At 62.4% G+C, this 22,878-nt stretch carries 23 protein-coding genes; 9 read left to right on the forward strand and 14 right to left on the reverse strand.

Annotated elements, in window-relative coordinates; translation table 11 throughout:
• The first annotated feature begins 160 nt into the window (after nucleotides 1–160).
• The 5 genes from ACZ6YA_RS11345 to ACZ6YA_RS11365 all read left to right on the forward strand — a co-directional run bounded on the left by ACZ6YA_RS11345 (nucleotide 161) and on the right by ACZ6YA_RS11365 (nucleotide 4,655).
• Nucleotides 161–553 carry a protease inhibitor I42 family protein gene (locus tag ACZ6YA_RS11345; protein ID WP_465897213.1) on the forward strand — a complete coding sequence of 131 codons (393 nt, stop codon included), beginning with the start codon at nucleotides 161–163 and terminating at the stop codon, nucleotides 551–553.
• 89 nt (nucleotides 554–642) lie between these two features.
• Nucleotides 643–1,386 (forward strand): carboxy-S-adenosyl-L-methionine synthase CmoA, encoded by a 744-nt coding sequence (cmoA, locus tag ACZ6YA_RS11350; RefSeq protein WP_400800356.1) that lies wholly within the window; start codon nucleotides 643–645, stop codon nucleotides 1,384–1,386.
• Nucleotides 1,383–2,339: a tRNA 5-methoxyuridine(34)/uridine 5-oxyacetic acid(34) synthase CmoB gene (gene cmoB, locus ACZ6YA_RS11355; protein WP_465897214.1), complete on the forward strand. Its 957-nt coding sequence runs from the start codon at nucleotides 1,383–1,385 to the stop codon at nucleotides 2,337–2,339. Before cmoA ends, cmoB begins: the two co-directional genes overlap by 4 nt.
• Nucleotides 2,340–2,601: 262 nt before the next feature.
• The gene (locus ACZ6YA_RS11360; RefSeq protein ID WP_465897215.1) at nucleotides 2,602–3,276 is read left to right on the forward strand and encodes a heavy metal response regulator transcription factor; all 675 of its coding nucleotides are present in this window, start codon (nucleotides 2,602–2,604) and stop codon (nucleotides 3,274–3,276) included.
• Nucleotides 3,273–4,655: a heavy metal sensor histidine kinase gene (locus tag ACZ6YA_RS11365; protein ID WP_465897216.1), complete on the forward strand. Its 1,383-nt coding sequence runs from the start codon at nucleotides 3,273–3,275 to the stop codon at nucleotides 4,653–4,655. Before ACZ6YA_RS11360 ends, ACZ6YA_RS11365 begins: the two co-directional genes overlap by 4 nt.
• Nucleotides 4,656–4,666: 11 nt before the next feature.
• Here ACZ6YA_RS11365 and pdxJ read toward each other — a convergent pair whose 3' ends face one another.
• From pdxJ to rpoE, 10 genes are all read right to left on the reverse strand, one after another.
• Nucleotides 4,667–5,389 (reverse strand): pyridoxine 5'-phosphate synthase, encoded by a 723-nt coding sequence (pdxJ, locus tag ACZ6YA_RS11370; protein ID WP_465897455.1) that lies wholly within the window; start codon nucleotides 5,387–5,389, stop codon nucleotides 4,667–4,669.
• 61 nt (nucleotides 5,390–5,450) lie between these two features.
• Nucleotides 5,451–6,134: a DNA repair protein RecO gene (gene recO, locus ACZ6YA_RS11375; protein WP_465897217.1), complete on the reverse strand. Its 684-nt coding sequence runs from the start codon at nucleotides 6,132–6,134 to the stop codon at nucleotides 5,451–5,453.
• Between the two features lie 123 nt (nucleotides 6,135–6,257).
• Nucleotides 6,258–7,160: a GTPase Era gene (gene era, locus ACZ6YA_RS11380; protein ID WP_346614471.1), complete on the reverse strand. Its 903-nt coding sequence runs from the start codon at nucleotides 7,158–7,160 to the stop codon at nucleotides 6,258–6,260.
• Nucleotides 7,153–7,842, reverse strand: coding sequence for a ribonuclease III (gene rnc / locus ACZ6YA_RS11385; protein WP_012312992.1), 690 nt, complete (start codon nucleotides 7,840–7,842; stop codon nucleotides 7,153–7,155). Before rnc ends, era begins: the two co-directional genes overlap by 8 nt.
• Nucleotides 7,843–8,002: 160 nt before the next feature.
• Nucleotides 8,003–8,857 carry a signal peptidase I gene (lepB, locus tag ACZ6YA_RS11390; protein ID WP_465897218.1) on the reverse strand — a complete coding sequence of 285 codons (855 nt, stop codon included), beginning with the start codon at nucleotides 8,855–8,857 and terminating at the stop codon, nucleotides 8,003–8,005.
• 5 nt (nucleotides 8,858–8,862) lie between these two features.
• Nucleotides 8,863–10,662 (reverse strand): translation elongation factor 4, encoded by a 1,800-nt coding sequence (gene lepA, locus ACZ6YA_RS11395; RefSeq protein ID WP_024717450.1) that lies wholly within the window; start codon nucleotides 10,660–10,662, stop codon nucleotides 8,863–8,865.
• A 183-nt stretch (nucleotides 10,663–10,845) separates the two neighbouring features.
• A complete protein-coding gene (locus ACZ6YA_RS11400) occupies nucleotides 10,846–12,252 on the reverse strand; it encodes a DegQ family serine endoprotease (RefSeq protein WP_465897456.1) in 1,407 nt (468 codons plus the stop codon).
• A gap of 209 nt (nucleotides 12,253–12,461) precedes the next feature.
• Entirely contained in the window at nucleotides 12,462–13,427 is a 966-nt protein-coding gene (locus ACZ6YA_RS11405; protein WP_465897219.1) for a MucB/RseB C-terminal domain-containing protein, read from the reverse strand.
• 12 nt (nucleotides 13,428–13,439) lie between these two features.
• The gene (locus ACZ6YA_RS11410; RefSeq protein ID WP_403135078.1) at nucleotides 13,440–14,030 is read right to left on the reverse strand and encodes a sigma-E factor negative regulatory protein; all 591 of its coding nucleotides are present in this window, start codon (nucleotides 14,028–14,030) and stop codon (nucleotides 13,440–13,442) included.
• Nucleotides 14,031–14,061: 31 nt separating this feature from the next.
• Nucleotides 14,062–14,643, reverse strand: a complete 582-nt coding sequence (rpoE, locus tag ACZ6YA_RS11415; RefSeq protein ID WP_312933718.1) for an RNA polymerase sigma factor RpoE/AlgU — start codon at nucleotides 14,641–14,643, stop codon at nucleotides 14,062–14,064.
• A 435-nt stretch (nucleotides 14,644–15,078) separates the two neighbouring features.
• Between rpoE and nadB the strand changes: the two genes are divergently transcribed.
• Nucleotides 15,079–16,683, forward strand: a complete 1,605-nt coding sequence (gene nadB / locus ACZ6YA_RS11420; RefSeq protein ID WP_465897220.1) for an L-aspartate oxidase — start codon at nucleotides 15,079–15,081, stop codon at nucleotides 16,681–16,683.
• Between the two features lie 31 nt (nucleotides 16,684–16,714).
• On the opposite strand, the gene ACZ6YA_RS11425 is transcribed toward nadB, so the two are convergent.
• Complete coding sequence (locus ACZ6YA_RS11425; protein ID WP_465897221.1) at nucleotides 16,715–17,173, reverse strand: protein YgfX; 459 nt, start codon at nucleotides 17,171–17,173, stop codon at nucleotides 16,715–16,717.
• Nucleotides 17,157–17,411, reverse strand: coding sequence for an FAD assembly factor SdhE (locus ACZ6YA_RS11430; protein WP_401080052.1), 255 nt, complete (start codon nucleotides 17,409–17,411; stop codon nucleotides 17,157–17,159). The genes ACZ6YA_RS11425 and ACZ6YA_RS11430 overlap by 17 nt, the downstream gene beginning before the upstream one ends.
• Before the next feature lie 133 nt (nucleotides 17,412–17,544).
• On the opposite strand from ACZ6YA_RS11430, the gene ygfZ reads away from it, so the two are divergent.
• Nucleotides 17,545–18,486, forward strand: coding sequence for a CAF17-like 4Fe-4S cluster assembly/insertion protein YgfZ (ygfZ, locus tag ACZ6YA_RS11435; protein ID WP_465897222.1), 942 nt, complete (start codon nucleotides 17,545–17,547; stop codon nucleotides 18,484–18,486).
• Nucleotides 18,487–18,517: 31 nt separating this feature from the next.
• Complete coding sequence (locus tag ACZ6YA_RS11440) at nucleotides 18,518–19,324, forward strand: HDOD domain-containing protein (protein WP_403135068.1); 807 nt, start codon at nucleotides 18,518–18,520, stop codon at nucleotides 19,322–19,324.
• A 12-nt stretch (nucleotides 19,325–19,336) separates the two neighbouring features.
• Here the strand turns inward: ACZ6YA_RS11440 and ACZ6YA_RS11445 are convergent, their stop codons facing one another.
• Both ACZ6YA_RS11445 and ACZ6YA_RS11450 read right to left on the reverse strand, forming a co-directional pair.
• The gene (locus ACZ6YA_RS11445; RefSeq protein WP_465897223.1) at nucleotides 19,337–20,716 is read right to left on the reverse strand and encodes a sensor histidine kinase; all 1,380 of its coding nucleotides are present in this window, start codon (nucleotides 20,714–20,716) and stop codon (nucleotides 19,337–19,339) included.
• Nucleotides 20,709–21,380, reverse strand: coding sequence for a response regulator (locus ACZ6YA_RS11450; protein WP_465897225.1), 672 nt, complete (start codon nucleotides 21,378–21,380; stop codon nucleotides 20,709–20,711). The genes ACZ6YA_RS11445 and ACZ6YA_RS11450 overlap by 8 nt, the downstream gene beginning before the upstream one ends.
• A gap of 199 nt (nucleotides 21,381–21,579) precedes the next feature.
• On the opposite strand from ACZ6YA_RS11450, the gene ACZ6YA_RS11455 reads away from it, so the two are divergent.
• Nucleotides 21,580–22,869, forward strand: a complete 1,290-nt coding sequence (locus ACZ6YA_RS11455) for an OprD family porin (protein ID WP_465897226.1) — start codon at nucleotides 21,580–21,582, stop codon at nucleotides 22,867–22,869.
• The last annotated feature ends 9 nt before the right edge of the window (nucleotides 22,870–22,878 follow it).

Consider the following 22,878-nt stretch of genomic DNA (forward strand, 5'->3'; position numbering starts at 1 on the left):
AGGCGAAAACCGCGTCCAAGCCTCAAATGTGTAAACCATGTCCCCGGTTTACTATGTAAACGATGTCTCCGGTCGTACACCCGCGAAAGGGCCGGCACTGACCACCCAAAACCCAACTTCTTCGGTTATCCTCAGGCCATCGCCCGCCTCTGGAGCCACCATGACTGCCCCTCGTCTGCTCGTTCCCCTGACCCTCGCCCTGCTCACCGCCTGCGCCCAGCACCCGCGTGAAACCCTCGAACTGGATGCCGAAAGCGAATGCCCGAAGCGCCTGCAGGTTGGCCAGCCGCTCACCCTGACCCTGCCCAGCAACCCCACCACCGGCTATCGCTGGCTGGTGCAGAACCCCGCATCGAACGTCCTGCGCAGCCTCGGCCCCGAGGTGTACAGCGCTCCGGAGGACGCGGGTATCGTCGGTAGCGCGGGCATCTCCACCTGGCGTTTCGAGGGACGTGCGGCCGGCGAAGGGCACCTGGTGCTGGTCTACCAACAGCCCTGGGCCCCGGAAGTACGTCCGGTGCAGACCTTCGATTGCGCTGTGCGGGTTGAATGAGCGCAAAGCGCTGGTCAGCCAATCATGCATCCTTGCCGCGGTTTGGCTAGAATGCCGGCCCTGCCTTTTGTCAGCCGCCTGGATTCACCGTGAGCAAACAACCCGACCGCCTTTTCGCCCAGCCTCTGGAGCAAGTCCCCGACTTCGTGTTCAACGAAGACGTCGTGCGCGTGTTCCCGGACATGATCAAGCGCTCGGTGCCCGGTTACCCAACCATCGTCGAGAACCTCGGCGTGCTCGCGGCACGCTTCGCCCAGCCCAACACCGCGCTGTACGACCTCGGCGCCTCGCTGGGCGCCGTCACCCAGTCGTTGCGACGGCATGTGCGCAGCGATGGCTGTCGGGTAATCGCCGTGGACAACTCCGCCGCCATGGTCGAGCGCTGCCGACAGTATCTCAACGCTCAGGACTCGATGTTCCAGGAGCTGCTGCCGGTTCAGGTGCTGGAAGCCGACATCCTCACCCTGCCCTTCGAACCCGCCTCGGTGGTGGCGATGAACTTCACCTTGCAGTTCATCGCCCCCGAGCAACGCCTGGCGCTGCTCGGCCGCATCCGCCAAGCCCTGCTGCCCGGTGGCGCGCTGATCCTTTCGGAGAAACTGCGTTTTGCCGATGACGAGGAGCAGACCCTGCTCAACGAACTGCACCTGGACTTCAAACGGGCCAATGGCTACAGCGAACTGGAGATCGCCCAGAAGCGCAGCGCCATCGAGAACGTCATGAAGCCAGACACCCTGCAAGCCCACACCGAGCGCCTGCGCGCCGCGGGTTTCAGCAAGGTGGTGCCGTGGTTCCAATGCCTTAATTTCACCTCGCTGATAGCCCTGCCATGATCGATCTGTCCCCACTCGTCCGCCGCCTGGCGGGCACGCCCCTCTCTTCCTGGTCGCAAGGCCTGCAAGCACAACTGGATGCCAAGCTGGAAAAAGGCCACGGCGACCTCGATCGCTGGCGCGGCGCCCTCGATGCCCTGCCGGCTTTGCAACCCAGCGAGATCGATCTGGTCGACGGCTTGCGCCTTGACTGTGAATGCGACGACGCCACCCGTGTGCAGATGCGCGAAGCGCTGATGGGCCTGTCACCCTGGCGCAAGGGGCCATTCGATTTGTTCGGCGTACACGTGGACACCGAATGGCGCTCGGACTGGAAATGGTCGCGGGTCGGCCCGCACCTGGACCTCAAGGGCAAGCGCGTGCTCGACGTCGGTTGCGGCAACGGTTACTACCAGTGGCGGATGCTCGGTGCCGGCGCCGACATGGTGATCGGCGTCGACCCCAACTGGCTGTTCTTCTGCCAGTTCCAGGCGGTGCAGCAGTACTTGCCCGACCTGCCCGCCTGGCACCTGCCGTTTGCGCTGGAAGACTTACCAGCCAACCTCGAAGGCTTCGACACGGTGTTTTCCATGGGCGTGTTCTACCACCGTCGCTCGCCCATCGAGCACCTGCTGGCGCTCAAGGACTGCCTGGTCAAAGGCGGCGAACTGGTGTTGGAGACCTTGGTCATCGAAGGCGACGAAAACCAGGTGCTGGTGCCGGAAGACCGATACGCACAGATGCGTAACGTCTGGTATCTGCCCTCGGTCCCCGCGCTCGAACGCTGGCTGCGCCGCGCAGGCTTCAGCGAGGTGCGCTGCGTTGACGTCAGCGTCACCAGCCTCGAAGAGCAGCGCAGCACCGAGTGGATGCGCTACCAGTCGCTGGGCGACTTCCTCGACCCGAACGACCCAAGCAAGACCGTCGAAGGCCTCCCCGCCCCGCGCCGCGCCACGCTGCTGGCGCGCAAATAAAAAAGTGCCCGTCTGGGCGCCTTAATACTTCCTTTCGCGGGCAAGCCCGCGCCCACAGGTAATGCGCTGATCCTGCTCCAGCGGAGTACCTGTGGGAGCGGGCTTGCCCGCGAAGAGGCCCGTATGAACAGCCCGATGACACCAGAATTACAAATCCGTTATCTGCCCCGCTCAGGTTTCCTCATCCAGTAACATCCTGCCGCTTGACCCTGACACCACTACAGGGTCGAGAATCGCCCCTTTTCAACATCCCGAGCCCCCCATGCGCCTATTGATCATCGAGGACGAACTGCGTACCGCCGACTACCTGCAGCAGGGCCTGCGCGAGAACGGCTACGTGGTCGACTGCGCCCACACCGGTACCGATGGCCTGCACCTGGCTCGCCAGCAGCCTTATGACCTGGTGATCCTCGACGTCAACCTGCCCGAACTCGATGGCTGGGCCGTGCTGCAACGGCTGCGCGCCGAGTCGGCCACGCGCATCATGATGCTCACCGCCCACGGCCGCCTGGCCGACCGGGTCAAGGGGCTGGACCTGGGTGCCGATGACTACCTGCTCAAGCCATTCGAATTTCCCGAGCTGCTGGCGCGCATTCGCAGCCTGCTGCGGCGCAACGACCAGCAGCTGCAGCCCAGCACCCTGCGCGTCGCCGACCTGGAACTGGACCCGGGCCGCCACCGCGCCTACCGCGCCGGGCAACGCATCGACCTGACCGCCAAGGAATTCGCCCTGCTGCACCTGCTGATGCGTCAAAGCGGTGAAGTCCTGTCGCGTACCCAGATCATTTCGCTGGTGTGGGACATGAACTTCGATTGCGACACCAACGTGGTCGAGGTATCGATTCGTCGCCTGCGCGCGAAGATCGACGATCCTTTCGAAGACAAACTCATCCACACCTTGCGCGGCGTTGGCTACGTGCTGGAAGCGCGCGCGTGAACCAGGCCAGCCTGTCCGTACGCCTGGGCCTGAGCGTGACCCTGATGGGCGCCGCGCTGGTACTGCTGTTGGCCTGCTTGGCGGTAGTCGCCCTCGACCATGAGCTGGACAGCCGCGCGCGCAAGGACCTGGCCCGCAAGATGTTGCAGGTGGAGCACAATCTGCGGGTCGACCTGCGCACTGAAGACCTGGGCACCCGCGCCCACCCGCTGCTCGACCTGGTAATGGGCCACGACAACCTCAGCCTCACCGTGTTGGCACTCGAAGGCCGCCACCCGCACCTGCTCAGCCTCGGCCCGCCGCTGGAATCGCAGGTGGCCGCGCTGCGCACCGAGGCGGGTCTGGGCTACCACGAATGGCGTGACGGCGCTGGCAAGCAGATCCTCACTGCGACACGCCTGATGCTTCTGCGTGACGACACCCCGGTGCGGGTGATGATGTCGCTCGACCGTGCCGACGACAGCGCCCTGCTCCAGGCTTACTTGCGCTCGACGTTGCTCGCCCTGCCGCTGCTGCTGGTATTGATTGGCGCAGGCGCATGGTGGCTGATGCACCGTGGCCTCAAGCCACTGCGACACTTTCGGCGCATCGCCGGGAGAGTGTCGGCGCAGGACCTGCAGCACCGCCTGCCCGACACTGGGCTGCCCCTGGAGCTCGCCGAGTTGGCGCATAGCATCAACGTGATGCTTGACCGACTGGACCAGGGTGTACGTCAGCTCTCGCAGTTTTCCGACGACCTCGCCCATGAGCTACGCACGCCGTTGAGCAATCTGATGGGCAAGGCCCAGGTGACCCTGGCCCGCGAGCGGGAGAGCGAAAATTACCGCGAAGTGCTGGAAGACAGCATCGAGGAACTGACCCGGCTCAACCGCATCATCAACGACATGTTGTTCCTTGCCCAGGTCAGCCAGCCGCAGGCGCAGGTGGCACTCAAGCCGCTGGGGTTGGCGGATGAGGCCGAGCAGGTGATGGAGTGGTTTGCTTTCAGTGCCGAGCACAAAGGGCTGACACTTCGGTTACAGGGTTGGAGCACGGCGTTGGCGGACAGGCTGATGTTCCAGCGTGCGCTGTCGAACTTGTTGAGCAATGCCATCCGGCACAGTCCGGACGACCAGGTGGTCAGCGTGGGCATCGAACGTCATGGCAACGAGGTCTGGCTATGGGTGGCCAACCAGGGGCCGGGAGTCGCCGAAGACCATCTGCCGCAGTTGTTCGAACGGTTCTACCGGGCCGGGTCGGGACGTTCCCGGCTGGAAGGCGGGACCGGGCTGGGGTTGGCGATCGTGAAGTCGATCATGCAGCTGCATGGCGGGCGTGTCGAGGTCAGCAGCAGTTCCGCTGGGCCAACCCGATTCAGCCTGGTTTTCCAGGCTGAATAAGGGGCGTTCGATCAGCGCGAAGCAGCGACGATCAGCGCCTTCATCTCGGCCACCGCCGCCTTGAAGCCGACGAACAGCGCATGGGCCACCAGCGCATGGCCAATGTTGAGCTCATTGATGCCTTTGATTGCCGCCACTGCCTCGACGTTATGGTAGTGCAGGCCATGACCGGCATTGACGATCAGCCCTTGGCCGATGCCGAAAGCAACGCCATCGACGATGCGCTTGAGCTCTTCGGCCACTTCAGTGGGGGTTTCGGCGTCGGCATAGCGGCCTGTATGCAACTCGATGGCCGGCGCACCGACACGGCGCGAGGCTTCGATCTGTCGTTCATCTGCGTCGATGAACAGCGATACTTCAGCGCCAGTACGCGACAGGCGCTCCACCGCAGCCTTGATCCGCGCCTCCTGCCCCGCCACATCGAGGCCGCCCTCGGTGGTCAGTTCCTGGCGCGTTTCCGGCACCAGGCAGATATGCGCCGGGCGGATCTTCTCGGCGAAGACCATCATCTCTTCGGTAACGCCCATTTCGAAGTTCATGCGCGTTTGCAGCACGTCCTTGAGCACCACCACATCACGTTCCTGAATGTGTCGACGGTCTTCGCGCAGGTGCACGGTGATGCCATCGGCACCCGCTTCCTCGGCGTCCAGCGCCGCTTTGACAGGGTCCGGATAGCGAGTGCCGCGGGCCTGGCGCAGGGTCGCCACGTGGTCGATGTTGACGCCGAGAAGCATGCGGTTGCTGTGAGTCACGGAAGGCTCTCCTGAAGATTTAGCCCCACAGCATACGACGTGCTCAGCGCTTGCGAAACAGTTCCCGGCTGACCAGGGGTTTTGGCCCCAGGTGCACCGCGAGCGCCTGGCGCATCAGGCGCTTGGCTGCGAGCAGAGCGCCGGGCGCCTCCCACTCGGCCTTGGCCAGGGCCAACAGTTCGGTACCGTTGAACAGGCCTGGTTGCACCAGGTAGACACGCTCAAGGCCGGCATCGACCCGCAAGCGGTACAGGCCATCGGCTTCGACGGGCTGGTCATTGACGTCATGGTCCAGCGCGAAGGCGTACCCCAGGTCTTCCAGCAGGCGCCACTCGAATGAGCGCAGCAGCGGCTCGAGCGGGCGCCCGGCCGCCAGGGCTTGCAGTGTCAGGGCGTAATGCTCGAAGAGCTCGGGCTGCGGTGCTTCGGCGGGCAGCAGGCGCATTAGCAGTTCGTTGAGGTACAACCCACTGAACAGCGCATCGCCGTGCAGCCAGGCCGCAATACCAACGCTGTCCATGCGCCCGACGTTTTTCAGCTCGCCGCGCCCGCGCAACTCCACTTCCAGCGGCACAAACGGCCGCACCAGGCTGCCACCTTTGCCGCGTGCGCGGCGCAAGACTGCGCGCAAGCGGCCCTGCGGCGTGAAGAAATCCACCAGCGCGCTGGTTTCCTTGTAGGCACGGCTGTGTAGCACGTAGGCCGGCTGAGGGGCGGGTTGATCCATGCGCATTCTCTGGGAGCCAGATGTACCTGTGGGAGCGGGCTTGCCCGCGAAAGCGCCAGTGAATTCACTATCGCATTCGCGAGCAAGCCCGCTCCCACAGGGTATGCCAATTGCTCGGGACTGTTACAGGTCGCCGTAGCCCAGCGAGCGCAGCGCGCGCTCGTCGTCGGACCAACCGCCTTTGACCTTGACCCAGAGGTTGAGCATGACCTTGGCGTCGAACAGGGTTTCCATGTCCTTGCGTGCGTCGGAGCCGATGCGTTTGATGCGCTCGCCCTTGTCACCGATAATGATCTTCTTCTGGCCGTCACGCTCGACCAGGATCAACGCATGGATGTGCAGCACATGGCCCTGCTGCTTGAACTCTTCGATTTCCACGGTGATCTGGTACGGAAGCTCAGCACCGAGCTGGCGCATGATCTTCTCGCGCACCAACTCAGCGGCGAGGAAGCGGCTGCTGCGGTCAGTGATCTGATCTTCCGGGAAGAAATGGTCGTTTTCCGGCAGGTGCTTGGCGATCAAGCCCTCGAGTGATTCGAGGTTGTGCCCCTGTTGGGCGGAAATCGGCACCACTTCGGCATTCGGCAGTTGCTCCTGCAGCCATTGCAAGTGCGGGATCAGGTCGGCCTTCTCGTCCATGCGGTCAGTCTTGTTGACCGCGATGATCAGCGGGCCGGTTACATACTGGACTCGCTCAAGGACAAGCTGGTCCTCGTCGGTCCAACGCGTGCGGTCGACCACGAAGATCACCACATCGACGTCCTTCAGGGCCGCCGAGGCATTGCGGTTCATGTACCGGTTCAAGGCCTTGTCGTTGGCCTTGTGCATGCCGGGGGTATCGACATAGATCGCCTGCACATCACCCTCGGTCTTGATGCCGAGCATGTTGTGGCGAGTGGTCTGCGGCTTGCGCGAAGTAATCGCCAGCTTCTGCCCGAGGATGTGGTTGAGCAAGGTCGACTTGCCCACGTTCGGGCGGCCGACGATGGCTACGTAACCGCAGCGGGTCGGATTGTTCTCAGTCATTGCCATTCTCCACGCCCAGGGCGATCAATGCAGCAGCGGCGGCGACTTGCTCGGCAATACGCCGGCTCACGCCCTGGCCACGGCTCTTGTTGTTCAGCAGCACCACTTCGCATTCGACGAAGAAGGTACGGCAGTGCGGTTCGCCCTGGATGTCGACCACCTCGTAACGAGGCAGCTCACAGCTACGCGACTGCAGAAACTCCTGCAGGCGGGTTTTCGGGTCTTTGTTGGTGTCGACAAGGGTCAGGCTTTCGAACTCGTCGGTCAGCCAGGCCAGCACGCGCTCGCGGGCGGTCTGCATGTCGGCGTCCAGGTAAATGGCACCGATCAGGGCTTCGAGGGCATCGGCCAGGATCGACTCACGACGAAAACCGCCACTCTTGAGCTCACCGGAGCCCAGGCGCAGGTACTCGCCCAGGTCGAAACCACGGGCCAGACGGGCCAGGGTCTCGCCCTTGACCAGGCGCGCGCGCAGGCGCGACAGCTGGCCTTCGCGGGCCTGCGGGAAGCGCTCGAACAGCGCTTCGCCGGCGACGAAGTTGAGAATGGCATCACCGAGAAACTCCAGGCGCTCGTTGTTGCGCCCGGCGTAGCTGCGGTGAGTCAAGGCCAGCACCATCTGGTCCTGATCCTTGAAGGTGTAGCCGAGCTTGCGCTCGAGACGGGCAAGGGAAGCACTCATGCAGCCACCCGTTGGTTGTTCAACGCGTTGTTCAAATCAACTTCCTGAAAGACTGTTTGGCTGTGGTCCGTTGCGGCGAGCAACGAAACTCTCGATCCCTGAGAACACAGCCTATGTCAGAAATGCATTCGGCGCTGTCTGTGGACAGCGCCGAAGGGTATCAATGGATCAGGCCGACCCGCGACAAGTTGGGCATATGGCTGAGCTTTGGCTCTGGCCAGCTCATCCAGACCGCGAAGGCCTTGCCAACGATGTTGCGGTCCGGGACCATGCCGTGCAGTTCCTTGGGAATGTTCGGGTCATCCCAGTAACGGCTGTCGTTGGAGTTGTCGCGGTTGTCGCCCATCATGAAGTAATGACCAGCCGGCACGGTCCATTGCTGGTCCGGCGGCATGCGATAACGGGTCATTTCCTTGCGAATCAGGTGCTCGGCCTCGCCCAGTTTTTCCTTGTACAGCTCGGCGCTACCCAAGGTACCCGGTTCAGCGCCGACCAGTTGCTCGGCAATCGGCTGGCCATTGACGAACAACCGCTTGTCACTGGTGTAGCGGATCTGATCGCCCGGCAGGCCAACCACGCGCTTGATGTAGTTGACGTTCGGGTCGCTCGGGTAGCGGAACACCATGACATCTCCGCGTTGCGGGTCACCGACCTCGATGACCTTCTTGTCGATCACCGGCAGGCGAATGCCGTAGGAGAACTTGTTCACCAGGATGAAGTCGCCCACTTCCAGGGTCGGCTTCATCGACCCCGAAGGGATCTGGAACGGCTCGACCAGGAACGAACGCAACACCAGTACGATGAACAGTACCGGAAAGAACGACTTGCCGTATTCGACCAGCAGCGGTTCCTTGTTCAGACGCTCCACTACAGCCATTTCTGGCTGGGTGACGCTACCCTGATAGTTGGCGATCGCTGCCCGCCGGCGCGGGGCCAGGAACAGCAGGTCGATCAAGCCCAACAGACCGCAAACGGCGACGGCGATGACTAGCAACAGCGGGAAATTTAGCGACATAGGACCTAGCTATCCAACCTGAGCACGGCGAGGAAGGCTTCTTGTGGAATTTCCACGTTGCCAACCTGTTTCATGCGTTTCTTACCGGCCTTCTGCTTCTCCAGCAGCTTTTTCTTACGGCTGACGTCACCGCCATAGCACTTGGCCAGTACGTTCTTTCTGAGCGCCTTGACGGTAGTCCGCGCGATGATCTGGCCGCCGATGGCTGCCTGGATCGCCACATCGAACATCTGCCGAGGGATCAGTTCCTTCATCTTCTCGGTCAACGCACGACCTTTGTAGGCCGCGTTGTCGCGGTGCACGATCAATGCCAGGGCATCGACCTTGTCGCCGTTGATCAGTACATCCAGCTTGACCAGGTTGGCCGACTGGTAGCGATCGAAATGATAGTCCAGCGAAGCATAGCCGCGGCTGGTGGACTTGAGGCGGTCGAAGAAGTCCAGCACCACCTCGTTCATCGGCATGTCGTAGCGCACCTGCACCTGGCTGCCGAGGAACTGCATGTCACGCTGCACGCCACGCTTCTCGATGCACAGGGTGATGACGTTACCGAGGTGCTCCTGCGGCACCAGGATGGTCGCGGTGACGATCGGTTCGCGGAAGTCGGTGACCGACGAAACGTCAGGCAGCTTCGACGGGTTGTCGACGATGATGGTTTCGCCAGTCTTGAGTTCGAGCTCGTAGATCACGCTCGGCGCGGTGGTGATCAGGTCCAGGTCGTATTCGCGCTCCAGGCGCTCCTGAATGATCTCCATGTGCAGCATGCCGAGGAAGCCGCAACGGAAGCCAAAACCCAGTGCATCGGAGCTTTCCGGCATGTATTGCAGCGACGAATCGTTGAGGGTCAGCTTCTGCAGTGCATCGCGGAAGTCCTCGAAATCGTCGGAGCTGACCGGGAACAGGCCGGCGTAGACCTGAGGCTGGATCTTCTTGAAGCCTGCCAGCACTTCGACCTCGGGGGTCGAGGACAACGTCAGGGTGTCACCGACCGGTGCACCGTGGATGTCTTTGATGCTGGCGATGATGAAGCCTACTTCACCGGCTTTCAGATCAGCGGTCTGGGTGTGTTTCGGGGTGAACACACCGACGCTGTCGACCAGGTGCACCTTGCCGGTGGACTTGACCAGGATCTTGTCGCCCTTCTTGACGCGCCCTTGGCGCACGCGCACCAACGAGACTACGCCCAGGTAGTTGTCGAACCAGGAGTCGATGATCAGCGCCTGCAGCGGGGCATCGATCTCGCCTTCGGGCGCGGGAATGGTGTGCACCAGGCGCTCGAGCACTTCGTCGACGCCCATGCCGCTCTTGGCGCTGCAGGCCACGGCGTCGGTGGCGTCGATGCCGATGATCTTCTCGATCTCGTCCTTGACGCGATCCGGGTCGGCCTGGGGCAGGTCCATCTTGTTCAGCACCGGCATCACTTCGAGGCCTTGCTCGATGGCGGTGTAACAGTTGGCGACGGACTGGGCTTCAACGCCCTGGCCGGCATCCACCACCAGCAACGCACCCTCACAGGCAGCCAGCGAGCGCGAAACTTCATAGGTGAAGTCGACGTGGCCGGGCGTATCGATGAAGTTCAGCTGGTAGGTCTTGCCGTCCTGCGCCTTGTAGTGAAGCGTTACGCTGTGGGCCTTGATGGTGATCCCGCGCTCGCGCTCCAGGTCCATGGAGTCGAGGACCTGGGCTTCCATTTCGCGTGCCGACAGGCCACCGCACATCTGGATGAAACGGTCGGCCAGCGTCGACTTGCCATGGTCGATGTGGGCGATGATGGAGAAATTGCGGATATGACTCAAATCACTCACGGGTCAACACTCGGAAAAGGCTGCGAGCCGGACGCCCGCCGAAAAATAGCCGGGAATTGTACCTTAACCAGCAGGGATATGGGAGATTCCTCTGTCGCACCTTACCCGCCAATTCCGCTAAATAATTGTGAACGCTCATGAAAAAGGGCAGCCGAAGCTGCCCTTTGCGTCTTGCAAAGCGGCTTATTCCGCCAACTTGAACGTGATGAAGCTGGCACGCCCCTGACGCAGCACACGCATCGACACCGAACGGTTCTTCGGCAGGTCCTTGGCGATTTCGGTGAATTGCTTGGCCGAAGCGATCGCCTGGTTGTTCAGGTGGCTGATGACATCACCCGGACGCAGGCCGATCATCGCTGCCGGCCCATCCTGAACTTCCTTGATGACCACGCCACCCTTGAGCTCCAGCGACTTTTTCTGCTCGGCAGTCAGGTCGGAGACCGACACACCCAGGCGGTTGCTGCTGCGCTCGGCGCTGCCGTCGGCACCGGTGCCGGTGGCGATATCGGCATCGTCATCAGGCATCGCGCCAATGGTCACATCCAGGTTCTGGCGCTTGCCATTGCGGATGATCTCGAGCTTGGCCTTGGCGCCATCCTTCAGGGTACCGACCAGGTGCGGCAGGTCGGCCGACATGACGATCGGCTGGCCGTTCATGCTCAAGATCACGTCGCCCACCTGCAAGCCGCTCTTGGCTGCCGGACCCTCTTCCAGCACCTGGGCCACCAGGGCACCGGCCGGTTTGTCGAGGCCGAAGGATTCAGCCAAGTCCTTGTTGACCTCCTGAATCACCACACCCAACCAGCCGCGACTGACCTTGCCGTCTTTCTTCAACTGGTCGGAGACATCGATCGCGACATCGATCGGGATGGCGAACGACAGGCCCATGAAACCGCCCGAGCGGGTGAAGATCTGCGAGTTGATACCCACCACTTCGCCGCTCATGTTGAACAGCGGGCCACCGGAGTTGCCCGGATTGATGGCCACGTCGGTCTGAATGAACGGCACGTAGGTGTCATTGGGCAGGGTTCGCCCCTTGGCGCTGACGATACCTTTGGTCACCGAGTGGTCGAAGCCGAACGGCGAACCGATGGCCAACACCCACTCACCCACCTTGAGCTTCTCGGAATCGCCCAGCTTGACGGTCGGCAGGTTCTTGCCTTCGACCTTGAGCAGCGCCACATCGGTGCGCGGGTCGGTGCCGACCAGCTTGGCCTGCAACTCACTGCGGTCCGACAGGCGGACGATGATTTCGTCAGCATCGGCGACCACGTGGTTGTTGGTCAGCACATACCCATCACTGGAGATGATGAATCCAGAACCCAGCGACTGGGCCTCACGCTGACGATCACCCCGGGGCGACCGCGGCTGTTGCGGAATATTGCGCTCGAAGAATTCGCGGAACATTGGCGGCAGGCCTTCGAGGTCTGGCATTTGCCCGGCGGCCATGCGGCGATCTGGCAGCTTTTGCTTAGTACTGATGTTGACCACGGCCGGCGAGGCCTGCTCGACCAGGGTCGTGAAGTCCGGAAGGGCTTCCTGCGCCTGGGCGGTGAGCACCTGCCCGAGCATGAGCACGGCGGCGAACATCGATAGGTAGGATTTCAAGCGTGGTGTTGACATACGGCTCCCGTCACAACGAGCGTAGTTAGCATAAGACCCCTGCAGAAGCAGGAAAGGCCAGACTCCAAGAAGCCTGACCTATAGAAAATTTAGAGATGGATTGCAAATGACAATGCTTTAATTTCATTTCAGCCGCATGTCCGCATGCCTTGGAATGGCCCAAAGAAAACGCGCCATCACTGGCGCGCCTGAGCATCCTGGGGCCGCATCGAGAGCGCCACACGCTCCGCTGTGCCCAGCGGAATTTCGCCAACCACAGTCACCATCACCTTACCCTTGGGCGTATTCAGGCGTCGCGAAACGGCCGAGGTAGGCCCCAGCTGGGTCCGCACGTCGGCGCTGGCATCTTCTTTGACCGGCTCGAGAAAAACCGAGAAGCGCGCCAGGCCGTCGTCATACATCAGGCTGCTGATAGTGCTGTCGCGGGAGGCGTCACGGCGCACCGAGCTGTTGATCAGTTCAAAACCTGCGGGCAGCCAGTCCGATCGCCAGCCTGCAACGGCCTCGCTCTGGGCAGAGACCTTATGCTCTACCTGCTTGCAGGTTGCACTGGCCTGGAGATCGGCATCGGTAGGCAGGTCGTCAGTATCGAGGCGGGTCATCTGGAAGCGTTCGAGCAACTGCCCCTTGTCGTTGAGCATCAACGAGCGCAGCGGCAGTCCGGTCTTGCGGTCCAGATGCAGCTCGAAAGCGTAGCGGTGCTGATCGCGCGGGGTCAGCGTGACGATCACCGCATCACGCCCGGCGACCCGCGCCTTGCCCGCCACACCCAAGTCATACCAGCCCATCAGTTTCAGGGGATCGAGCATGCGCGGCGCAGCGTCGGGCAGGTTACTTACTCCACTGGCCAGGGCACCGCTGACGCACTGCACCTTGCCATCCACGCGCACGATTTCCTGGGCGGCGCCATCGAGTTGCAGTAGCCGCTCGCTGACCTTGCCGTCCTGGACGCGATGCCAGATATCGTGGGAAGAAAAGCTGCCATTTCGTTCGTAGACGAAAGAGCCCTGATAACTCTGCTTTTGCTCGGCTTGTGCCAGCTTGTTCAACCATTCACTCGCCTCAGGCGAGGAGTTGGCTGCCAACGCTGGCACCGTCATGCAGCTGCCAAACAGCAGCGACAGGAGAGGTAGCGCGCGCATGATCCTCCTTACTTAGCGGTTTTCCAGGCTGGCGGCGCGGGCATACGGCAGGGCGGTTTCGGTGCCCTTGAGCGCGGATTCCTGCGCATGCTGGCGCAGATAGCCCGGTAGACGCTGGTCCCAGCCGGCCTGGTTCTGCAGCACGCCGTTGGCCATCGGCCCGGTCGGTTGCTCACTGCTTTCACTATAGCCTGCCAAAACGGCCGGACCCTGAGTTTGTGGCATGCTCAGGCCTTGTTGGGCAGGCTGCTGCGAAGCCAGCTCAGCGCCGGTGATTTCGTCCTGGTTGTACATACGTACGCCAGCCAGTACCGCGACAGTAACCGAAGCAGCAACGGCCAGGCGGCCAATACTGCGCCACGGACCCTGCTTGACCTTGGCAGGCACGGCTTCGTCAGCCAGTGCGGCAGACACCGCCGAGGCAATATCCAGTTTAGGCAGCAGCAACTCCTTGTGCATAGCTGCTCGGGCAACCTGGTAACGCGACCAGGTGGCACGGGTTTCGGCATCATCGACGGCGCTCAACACACGTCGCAATTCCAGTTCGTCCGCTTCGTTGTCCATTACCGCGGACAGCGATTCTTGCAAAGCTTCACGACTCATGGCGGTTCCTCTCTTGGCTGTCGCCGCTGTCTCAGGAATCCTGCAACAACGGCTGCAGGGCTTTGTCTATGGCCTCCCGAGCGCGGAAGATTCGAGAGCGCACGGTACCCACCGGACATTGCATGACACTGGCAATGTCTTCGTAACTCAACCCGTCGAACTCGCGCAGCGTCAAAGCCGTGCGCAAATCTTCGGGCAGTTGCTGGATGGTGCGATGGACAGTGCCTTCGATTTCATCCCGCAACAGGGAGCGTTCTGGGGACTCGAGATCCTTGAGACCATGATCGCCGTCGTAAAACTCCGCATCCTCGGAGCTCACATCGCTGTCTGGTGGCCGTCTTCCACGGGACACCAGGTAGTTCTTCGCCGTGTTGATGGCGATGCGGTACAGCCAGGTATAAAACGCACTGTCTCCGCGGAAATTGCCAAGCGCACGATAGGCCTTGATAAAGGCTTCCTGCGCCACATCCTGGGCCTCGTGGGTGTCGTGTACGAACCGCACGATCAACCCGAGAATCTTGTGCTGATACTTCAGCACCAACAGATCGAACGCTCGCCTGTCGCCGCGCTGAACACGCTCGACAAGCTGCTGATCCTCTTCCTGGGTTAGCATGAACACTCCTCAGTAAACTTGAAGGAGCGTTGCAAAAGCCATCGTTCAGGCTTGCAAACATAGACTCGGGCTTTTCGCAAAAGTTCTCTCCTCCAAGCAAGTTTCCTGCGGCCCTTGGTCGGCTCGCACGGAAGACGCGGCGCGGGCACGGCCGGCTGCGTCGATAATCAGGTTTCGGATACGCAGGTGTCAGCCCGGATAGAGCTGCCGCCACGCGTCGCCGCGCTAAATTATGGCGCACGGGCAGCCTTCATAGGATTTCCAGCTACGTAGGAAAGTTCCCATGAAGATCGCCGTAACGTCGTAGGTGGCATGGAAATAGGCCACCGCAGGCTGCTATAAAGGCAACCCGGCCTGCATTCACGATAGTTTCACAATGCCATCTGCGCGTGACTATTGTGCCGTGCCCCTCCCAAAGATTACTAGTGTCCCGACATGAGCCAACAATTCCAACATGATGTCCTGGTGATCGGCAGCGGCGCTGCCGGTCTCAGCCTGGCACTCAACCTGCCCAGCCACTTGCGCATTGCCGTGCTGAGCAAAGGTGACCTGAGCAATGGGTCCACCTTCTGGGCCCAAGGCGGTGTCGCTGCGGTACTGGACGACACCGATACCGTCCAGTCACATGTCGAGGACACCCTCAACGCCGGCGGCGGCCTGTGCGACGAAGCAGCAGTACGCTTCACTGTCGAGCACAGCCGCGAAGCCATTCAATGGCTGATCGAACAAGGCGTACCGTTTACCCGGGACGAACATTACAGCGTTGACGACGGGGGCTTCGAGTTTCACCTGACCCGCGAAGGCGGCCACAGCCATCGGCGCATCATCCATGCCGCCGATGCAACGGGCGCAGCCATTTTCACCACGCTCCTGGAACAGGCCCGCAAGCGCCCGAACATCCAACTGCTGGAGCAGCGTGTGGCGGTCGACCTGATTACCGAGCGCCGCCTAGGGATGGCGGGCGATCGTTGCCTGGGTGCCTATGTACTGAACCGCAACAGCGGCGAAGTGGACACCTTCGGCGCACGCTTTACCGTGCTGGCCACGGGCGGCGCAGCCAAGGTCTATCTGTACACCAGCAACCCTGACGGCGCGTGCGGTGACGGCATCGCCATGGCCTGGCGCGCCGGCTGCCGTGTAGCCAATCTGGAATTCAACCAGTTCCACCCGACCTGCCTGTATCACCCGCAGGCCAAGAGTTTCCTCATCACCGAAGCCTTGCGTGGCGAGGGCGCCCTGTTGCGCCTGCCCAATGGCGAACGCTTCATGCCGCGCTTCGACCCCCGCGAAGAGCTGGCTCCACGCGACATCGTGGCCCGCGCCATAGACCACGAGATGAAACGCCTGGGCGTAGACTGCGTGTACCTCGACATCACCCACAAGCCCGCCGACTTCATCAAGAGCCATTTTCCGACCGTCTACGAACGCTGCCTGACCTTTGGCATCGACATTACCCGTCAACCCATCCCGGTCGTCCCCGCCGCCCACTACACCTGCGGTGGTGTGGTGGTCGATGATCGCGGCCACACCGATGTACCCGGCCTGTACGCCATTGGCGAAACCAGCTTCACCGGCCTGCATGGCGCCAACCGCATGGCCAGCAATTCATTGCTGGAGTGCTTTGTCTACGGCCGCTCCGCTGCTGCCGACATCCAGTCGCACCTGGAGCAGATTGCCATGCCGAAGTCCCTGCCCTGCTGGGACGCCAGCCAGGTCACCGACTCGGACGAGGATGTGATCATTGCGCACAACTGGGACGAGCTGCGGCGTTTCATGTGGGACTACGTAGGCATCGTGCGCACCAGCAAGCGCCTGCAACGCGCCGAGCATCGCGTCCGCCTGCTGCTGGACGAGATTGACGAGTTCTACAGCAACTACAAAGTCAGCCGCGACCTGATCGAACTGCGCAATCTGGCCCAGGTGGCGGAGCTGATGATTCGCTCGGCGATGCAGCGCAAGGAAAGCCGAGGGTTGCATTACACACTGGATTATCCGGGGATGCTGCCTGAGGCAAAGGACACGATCCTCAGCCCGCGCTGAGGATCGGCGTCGCCTTCTTCGCGGGGCAAGCCTAATGCCCAACCACCTCAGCCCACCTGCGCCGACTGAACTTCAGCCTCACCCGCAGACGCCGATGCTGATCAGCCCCAAGGGCATCCCTGACGATGCATTGGCTTTCGCCAAACCAGCGCCTTGGGCGTACAAACCGCAATACCACCACCCCGGGCAGCGCCACGCTGTCCCGACACAAGCGCACCGCCTGCCACCCGTCGGCACGGCTGAACAGCCACCAACCAAGCGCATCGCGGCGCAGGCCGGTGACGGCTTGGGCATCGGTCAGGATGATACGTCGGGGAATTACCCAGCAGGCATGAGCCAGACATGCGCCTGCAACAGGAAGGCAAAGCCACCAGGGCAAGGCACTCAGCCACAAGGCAAACTGAGCAAGCCCCAGGCAAATCAGGTAGGCCGCCAGCAACAGGCGTGAGCCCTGCCAGCGGCACTCGAAACACTCACTTGGGCTGGACACGATCCAGGATGATGCGGACCATGCGTTGCAGCTCCGGATCTTCTGACTCGGTGCGCTCCATGAACCAGCCGAACATGTCCTGATCCTCGCAGCTCAACAGGCGCACATAGAGTTCGCGGTCAGCTTCGCTCAGGGTCGCGTAGACTTCCTGGGTGAAAGGCACCAGCAGCACGTCGAGTTCCAGCATGCCGCGACGGCTGTGCCAGAAAAGCCGGTTGAGTTCAGTTTGTTCGACCATGGGGCCCTCCTCAAATGGGCCGCCAGTATACAGCCAGGCGCAGTAAGCGGCACGAGGCGTTGGTCTAGTCACCTACCTATTTTGTTACTGGCGTTCTATGATGGCCGCCAGTCTTTAGCCACCGCGATCCCCCATGGCCGATTCCGCTTTCTTCAGCCCCCTGTCCCACGAGGGCATCCTTGCCGTCCGCGGCTCCGACGCCGGCAAGTTTCTGCAGGGCCAGCTGACCTGCAACATCAACTACCTCAGCCTTGAGCACGCCAGCCTTGGCGCCCGCTGCATGGTCAAAGGGCGTATGCAGTCCAGTTTCCGTATCCTGCCAGAAGGCAATGGTTACCTGCTGGCGATGGCCAGCGAACTGCTCGACGCGCAGATGGTCGACCTGAAGAAGTATGCGGTGTTCTCCAAGGCCACGCTTGCCGACGAAAGCGCCGCCTGGGTACGTTTCGGCCTGCAGGGCGGTGATGCGGCGCTGCAGGCGCTGGGTTTGAGCGTGCCGGCCAGCACAGGCGCCACGGTGCGCCATGAAGGCCTGATCGCCATTGCCGCGTCTGCAGGACGCGTGGAACTGTGGGTACCCGCAGACGCTGCTGCGAGCGTTCGCGAGAAGCTCGCCGCCGCGCTGCCCGAAGGCAGCCTCAACGACTGGCTGCTGGGGCAGATCCGCGCCGGTATCGGCCAGGTCATGGGCCCGACTCGCGAGCTGTTCATCCCGCAGATGATCAATCTGCAGGCGGTCGATGGCGTGAGCTTCAAGAAAGGTTGTTATACCGGCCAGGAGATCGTCGCCCGCATGCAGTACCTGGGCAAGCTCAAGCGCCGCCAGTACCGCCTGTTGCTCGATCAGCTGGAGGTCCCAGCACCCGGCAGCGAAATCTTCTCGCCTACCCATGGTTCGTCGGTCGGCGAGGTCGTCCTTGCGGCCAGTACGGGCCAGGGTTGCGAACTGCTGGCGGTGCTGACGGCCGACGCGGTGGAAGATGACAACCTGCACTTGGGCAGCCCGCAAGGCCCACGCCTTGAGGTGTCGAGCCTGCCTTACGAACTGGACCGCGACCGGGAAATCCAGCGCTGACCAGCCCGCCACCCCTGCGCTAGAGAAGTACATGAACAAGCTGGCCGAGATGGTTCAAGCACAGTTGCTCGCTGCCATCGCCAACGATGACCTGGTCCTGCCGACCCTTCCGGAAGTCGCCCTGAGCATCCGCGAGGCCGCCGAGAACACCGAGATCAGCGTTGCCGCCCTGAGCAAGGTGATCGGCCGCGATGCCGCCCTCTCCGCACGCCTGATCAAGGTGGTCAACAGCCCGCTGTTGCGCGCGGCGGTCGAGGTGACCGACCTGCATACGGCCATAACCCGCCTGGGTATCAACTACAGCTGCAACCTGGCCATTGGCCTGGTGATCGAACAGATCTTCCATGCCCGCTCTTCGGCAGTGGAACAAAAACTCAGGGATATCTGGGCCAACAGCCTGGAAGTGGCGGGTATCAGCTATGAACTGTGCCGCCGCTACACACAGCTGAAACCCGACCAGGCCACCCTCGGCGGCCTGGTCCATCAGATCGGCGCACTGCCGGTGCTGATTTACGCCGAGGAACATAACGAACTACTTTCCGACCCGGTCTGCCTGCACTATGTGATCGAGCAGATCCAACCGGTGCTGGGTGACAAGATACTTTCGTCATGGGAGTTTCCCGAGCAATTGGTCAACCTGCCGAGCCAGGTACAGGACCTGGACCGGCAAACCGAAAAAGTCGACTACATCGACGTGGTGCAGATTGCCCGCTGCATCAGCCAGCGCGGCCGTAGCCGGCCTCTGGCGGCCTTGCCGGCGTATCGGCATCTCGGCTTGCCATACGGCACGGAGCTTGAAGTAGACGAGCTGCTGGAAGCGCGGAGCATGCTGCGCTGACCCGCCAACGCCTCAGTCGGCAATGAAGCTCACCCTGACTTTCAACCCGCCGTTTTCGCCATCGTGCAGGCTGATCTGAGCCAGGTGCGCGCGACAGATCTCGCCGACAATCGCCAGGCCCAGCCCGCTCCCCTGGGCACTGCGCCGATAGAAGCGTTCGAACACCCGGTCACGCTCATCTTCTGGAATCCCGGGCCCATCATCCTCGATTTCCAGCACCGCTGGCTCCAGCACCCGCAAGATCACATTGCCACCCGGCGGGGTGTGCGCCAGCGCGTTATCCACCAAGTTGCTCAATAATTCATTGAGCAGCGTAGGTTCGCCTCTGAGCCACACCGGCGCTTCAGCCTCCAGTGCCAGTGCCACACCCCGATTGTGCGCCAGTGGTGCCATGGCCATGCCCAGCTCGCGGGCCAGCTGGCTCAGGTCCAGGCGCTGTGCGCCACCTTCGGCGATTGCCCGGGCACCGTTCTCCACCCGCGCCAGCGACAGCAATTGGTTCGCCAGATGGGTCAGGCGATCAGTGCCCTGCGCGGCTGACTCCAGGGTCTGCCGCCATTCCTCGGGCTGCTGCGAGCGCAAACCGAGCTCGACCCGCGCCTTGAGCGCGGCCAGCGGCGTGCGCAGTTCGTGGGCGGCCTCGGCGATGAATTGAGCCTGGCGCTCAAACTGACCGCGCAATCGCTCGGTGAAGTGGTTCAGGGCACGCACCAGCGGGCTCAATTCGCGCTGTACTTGCACCAGCGGCAGTGCGCGCAGGTCGTCCGGCTGGCGCTCCTCCACCGCCGTACGCAGACGCTCCAGCGGGCGCAGCGCCGCGCTCACCGCGAACCAGACCATCACCAATGCGCCCAGCGCCAGCATCCCCAGGCGCAACAGGGTGTCGGCCATCAGCCCGCGGGCCATGGCCACCCGTGCCTCTTCGGTCTCGGCCACGCGAATTTCGGCCATGCCATTCATGTTCGGCTCGCTCACCGCCTTCAACAGGCTGACCACACGCACGTCCTGGCCCAGGTAAGTTGCGTTGTAGAACCGCGCCAGCGCTGGGTAATCGTCGGTGCGCGGTGTGCCAGGCGGTGGGGGCGGCAGGTTTTCGTAGCCCGAGATCAGCTTCTGGTTGATGTCCAGCACCTGGTAATAGATGCGCCCGGCGCTGTCGTAGGCGAAGGTGTCGAGGGCCACGTAGGGCACGTCTGCGCTGAGCGTGCCGTCGCGCTGCGAAAGTCCGGCGGCGATGGTTCTCGCCGAGGCGAGCAGTGTGCGGTCGTAGGCCGTGTCGGCCGCTTCGCGCCCATTCCAGTAGGCGCTCAGCCCGCTGGCCAGCATCAGCACCACCAGTAGCAGCGCCAGGTTGCCCAACAACCGCCCGCGCAGGCTGCCATTGTCACGCATCGCGGTGCTCTAGCAGGTAGCCCAGGCCGCGGAAGGTGACGATGGCCACCGACTGGCCATCGAGTTTCTTGCGCAGGCGGTGGATGTAGATTTCGATGGCGTCAGCGCTGGCCTCCTCGTCCAGGCCAAATACCTGGGCAGCCAGCTGCTCCTTGCTCATCACCCGGCCTGGGCGCGCGATCAGCGCTTCGAGCACGCTTTGCTCACGAGAGGTCAGGGTCAGGTTGTCATCACCGAGGCTGAAGCGCCGGGTATCGAGGTCGTACACCAGCGGCCCGCAGCGCTGCTGGCGTTCGCCACCGAGCACGCTGCGCCGCAGCAGGGCCTTCACCCGAGCTTCAAGCTCGGTCAGCTCGAAAGGTTTGGCCAGGTAATCGTCGGCCCCCAGATTCAACCCGTGCACCCGATCTTTCACATCGCTGCGCGCGGTCAGCATCAGCACGGGCAGGGTCTTGCCGCGGCCACGCAGGCGCGCCAGCACTTCAAAGCCATCCATGCGCGGCAAGCCCACGTCGAGCACGGCAACGGCGTATTCCTCGCTGGCCAGCGCCAGGTCGGCAGCCACGCCATCGTGCAATACATCCACGGTCAAGCCATGGCTCTTGAGGGCCTGGGCCACGCTTTCGGCCAGTTGCAGATGGTCTTCGACCAGCAGCACACGCATCGGATTCTCCCTGCTCGGGTGGGCGGTGGCGCGGAGTGTACCGCTGTGGCCCGCGCTGTGAAGCCCCTAGTAATAAACCTTTCAAGCTGAAAGGTTAGCGAAAGGTTCGTTACCTAGCATCGCACCACGGTTGCCCCGCGCGCCGAAAAAAGCACCAGCAAGGTGCAACGAATAAGAACAATAAACGGAGCCATCCTCGATGCTGTCATCGCAGCCGCAGGCGTTCGCGCCTACCCGTTCCCTGTCCGCACGCCCATCCGCCATTGCCAGCGCCCTTGCGCTTGCCGGCGTCGCCCCGATGAGCCAGGCCGCCTTCTTCGAAGACAGCACGGCGACCGTCGAAACCCGCAACATGTACTTCAACCGTGACTTCCGCGACGGCACCAGCGCACAACAATCCAAGCGTGACGAATGGGCCCAGGGCTTCATGCTCAACTTCGAGTCCGGCTACACCGATGGCACCGTGGGCTTTGGCCTGGACGCGCTGGGCATGCTCGGCATCAAGCTCGACTCCAGCCCAGACCGTACCGACACTGGCCTGCTGCCGACCCACGATGATGGCAAGGCGGCCGATGAATATTCCAAGCTCGGCCTGACCGGCAAAGTGAAAGTGTCGAAGACCGAACTGAAGGTCGGCACGCTGATCCCCGAACTGCCGACCCTGCAGCCCAACGATGGCCGTATCCTGCCGCAAACCTTCGAAGGCGGCCTGCTGACCTCGCAAGAAATCAAAGGCCTGACCTTCACCGGCGGGCGCCTGGACAAGGCCAAGGACCGCAACGACACCAACTGGGAAGACCTGGCCCTCAACAACAAGAATGGCCGCTTCGGGGGCACCTTCAGCGCCGACAACCTCGACCTCGCCGGCCTGGACTACAAGTTCACCGACCGCATCACCGGCAGTTACCATTTCGCCCAGCTCGACGACATCTACCGCCAGCACTTCATCGGCCTGCTCGCCACCCAACCCTGGGGCCCTGGCACCTTCGGCGCCGACCTGCGCCTGGCGATCAGTGACGATGCCGGTGCGGCCAAGGCCGGGCGCATCGACAACACCACCTTCAACGGCATGCTCAGCTACAGCCTCGGCGGGCACAAGGTCAGTGGCGCCTGGCAGCAGCTGTCCGGCGACAGCGCCTTCCCCTACATCGATGGCGCCGACCCGTACCTGGTCAACTTCGTCCAGATCAACGACTTCGCCGGTGCCGACGAGCGCTCCTGGCAGGCGCGCTACGACTACAACTTCGCCGCCTTGGGAATTCCTGGCCTGACCTTCATGACCCGCTACATCAACGGCGACAACGTCAGCCGCGCCGCAAGTGGCGAGGGCAAGGAGTGGGAACGCGATACCGAGTTCAAGTACGTGGTACAAAGCGGCCCGTTGAAAAACGTCGCCGTGCGCCTGCGCAACGCCACCTTCCGCTCCAACTTCGCCCGCGATGCCGATGAAGTGCGGCTGCTGGTGAGCTACAGCGTCGCCCTGTGGTAACCCCTATAA

The sequence above is a fragment of the Pseudomonas sp. NPDC090752 genome (genome assembly GCF_055584805.1).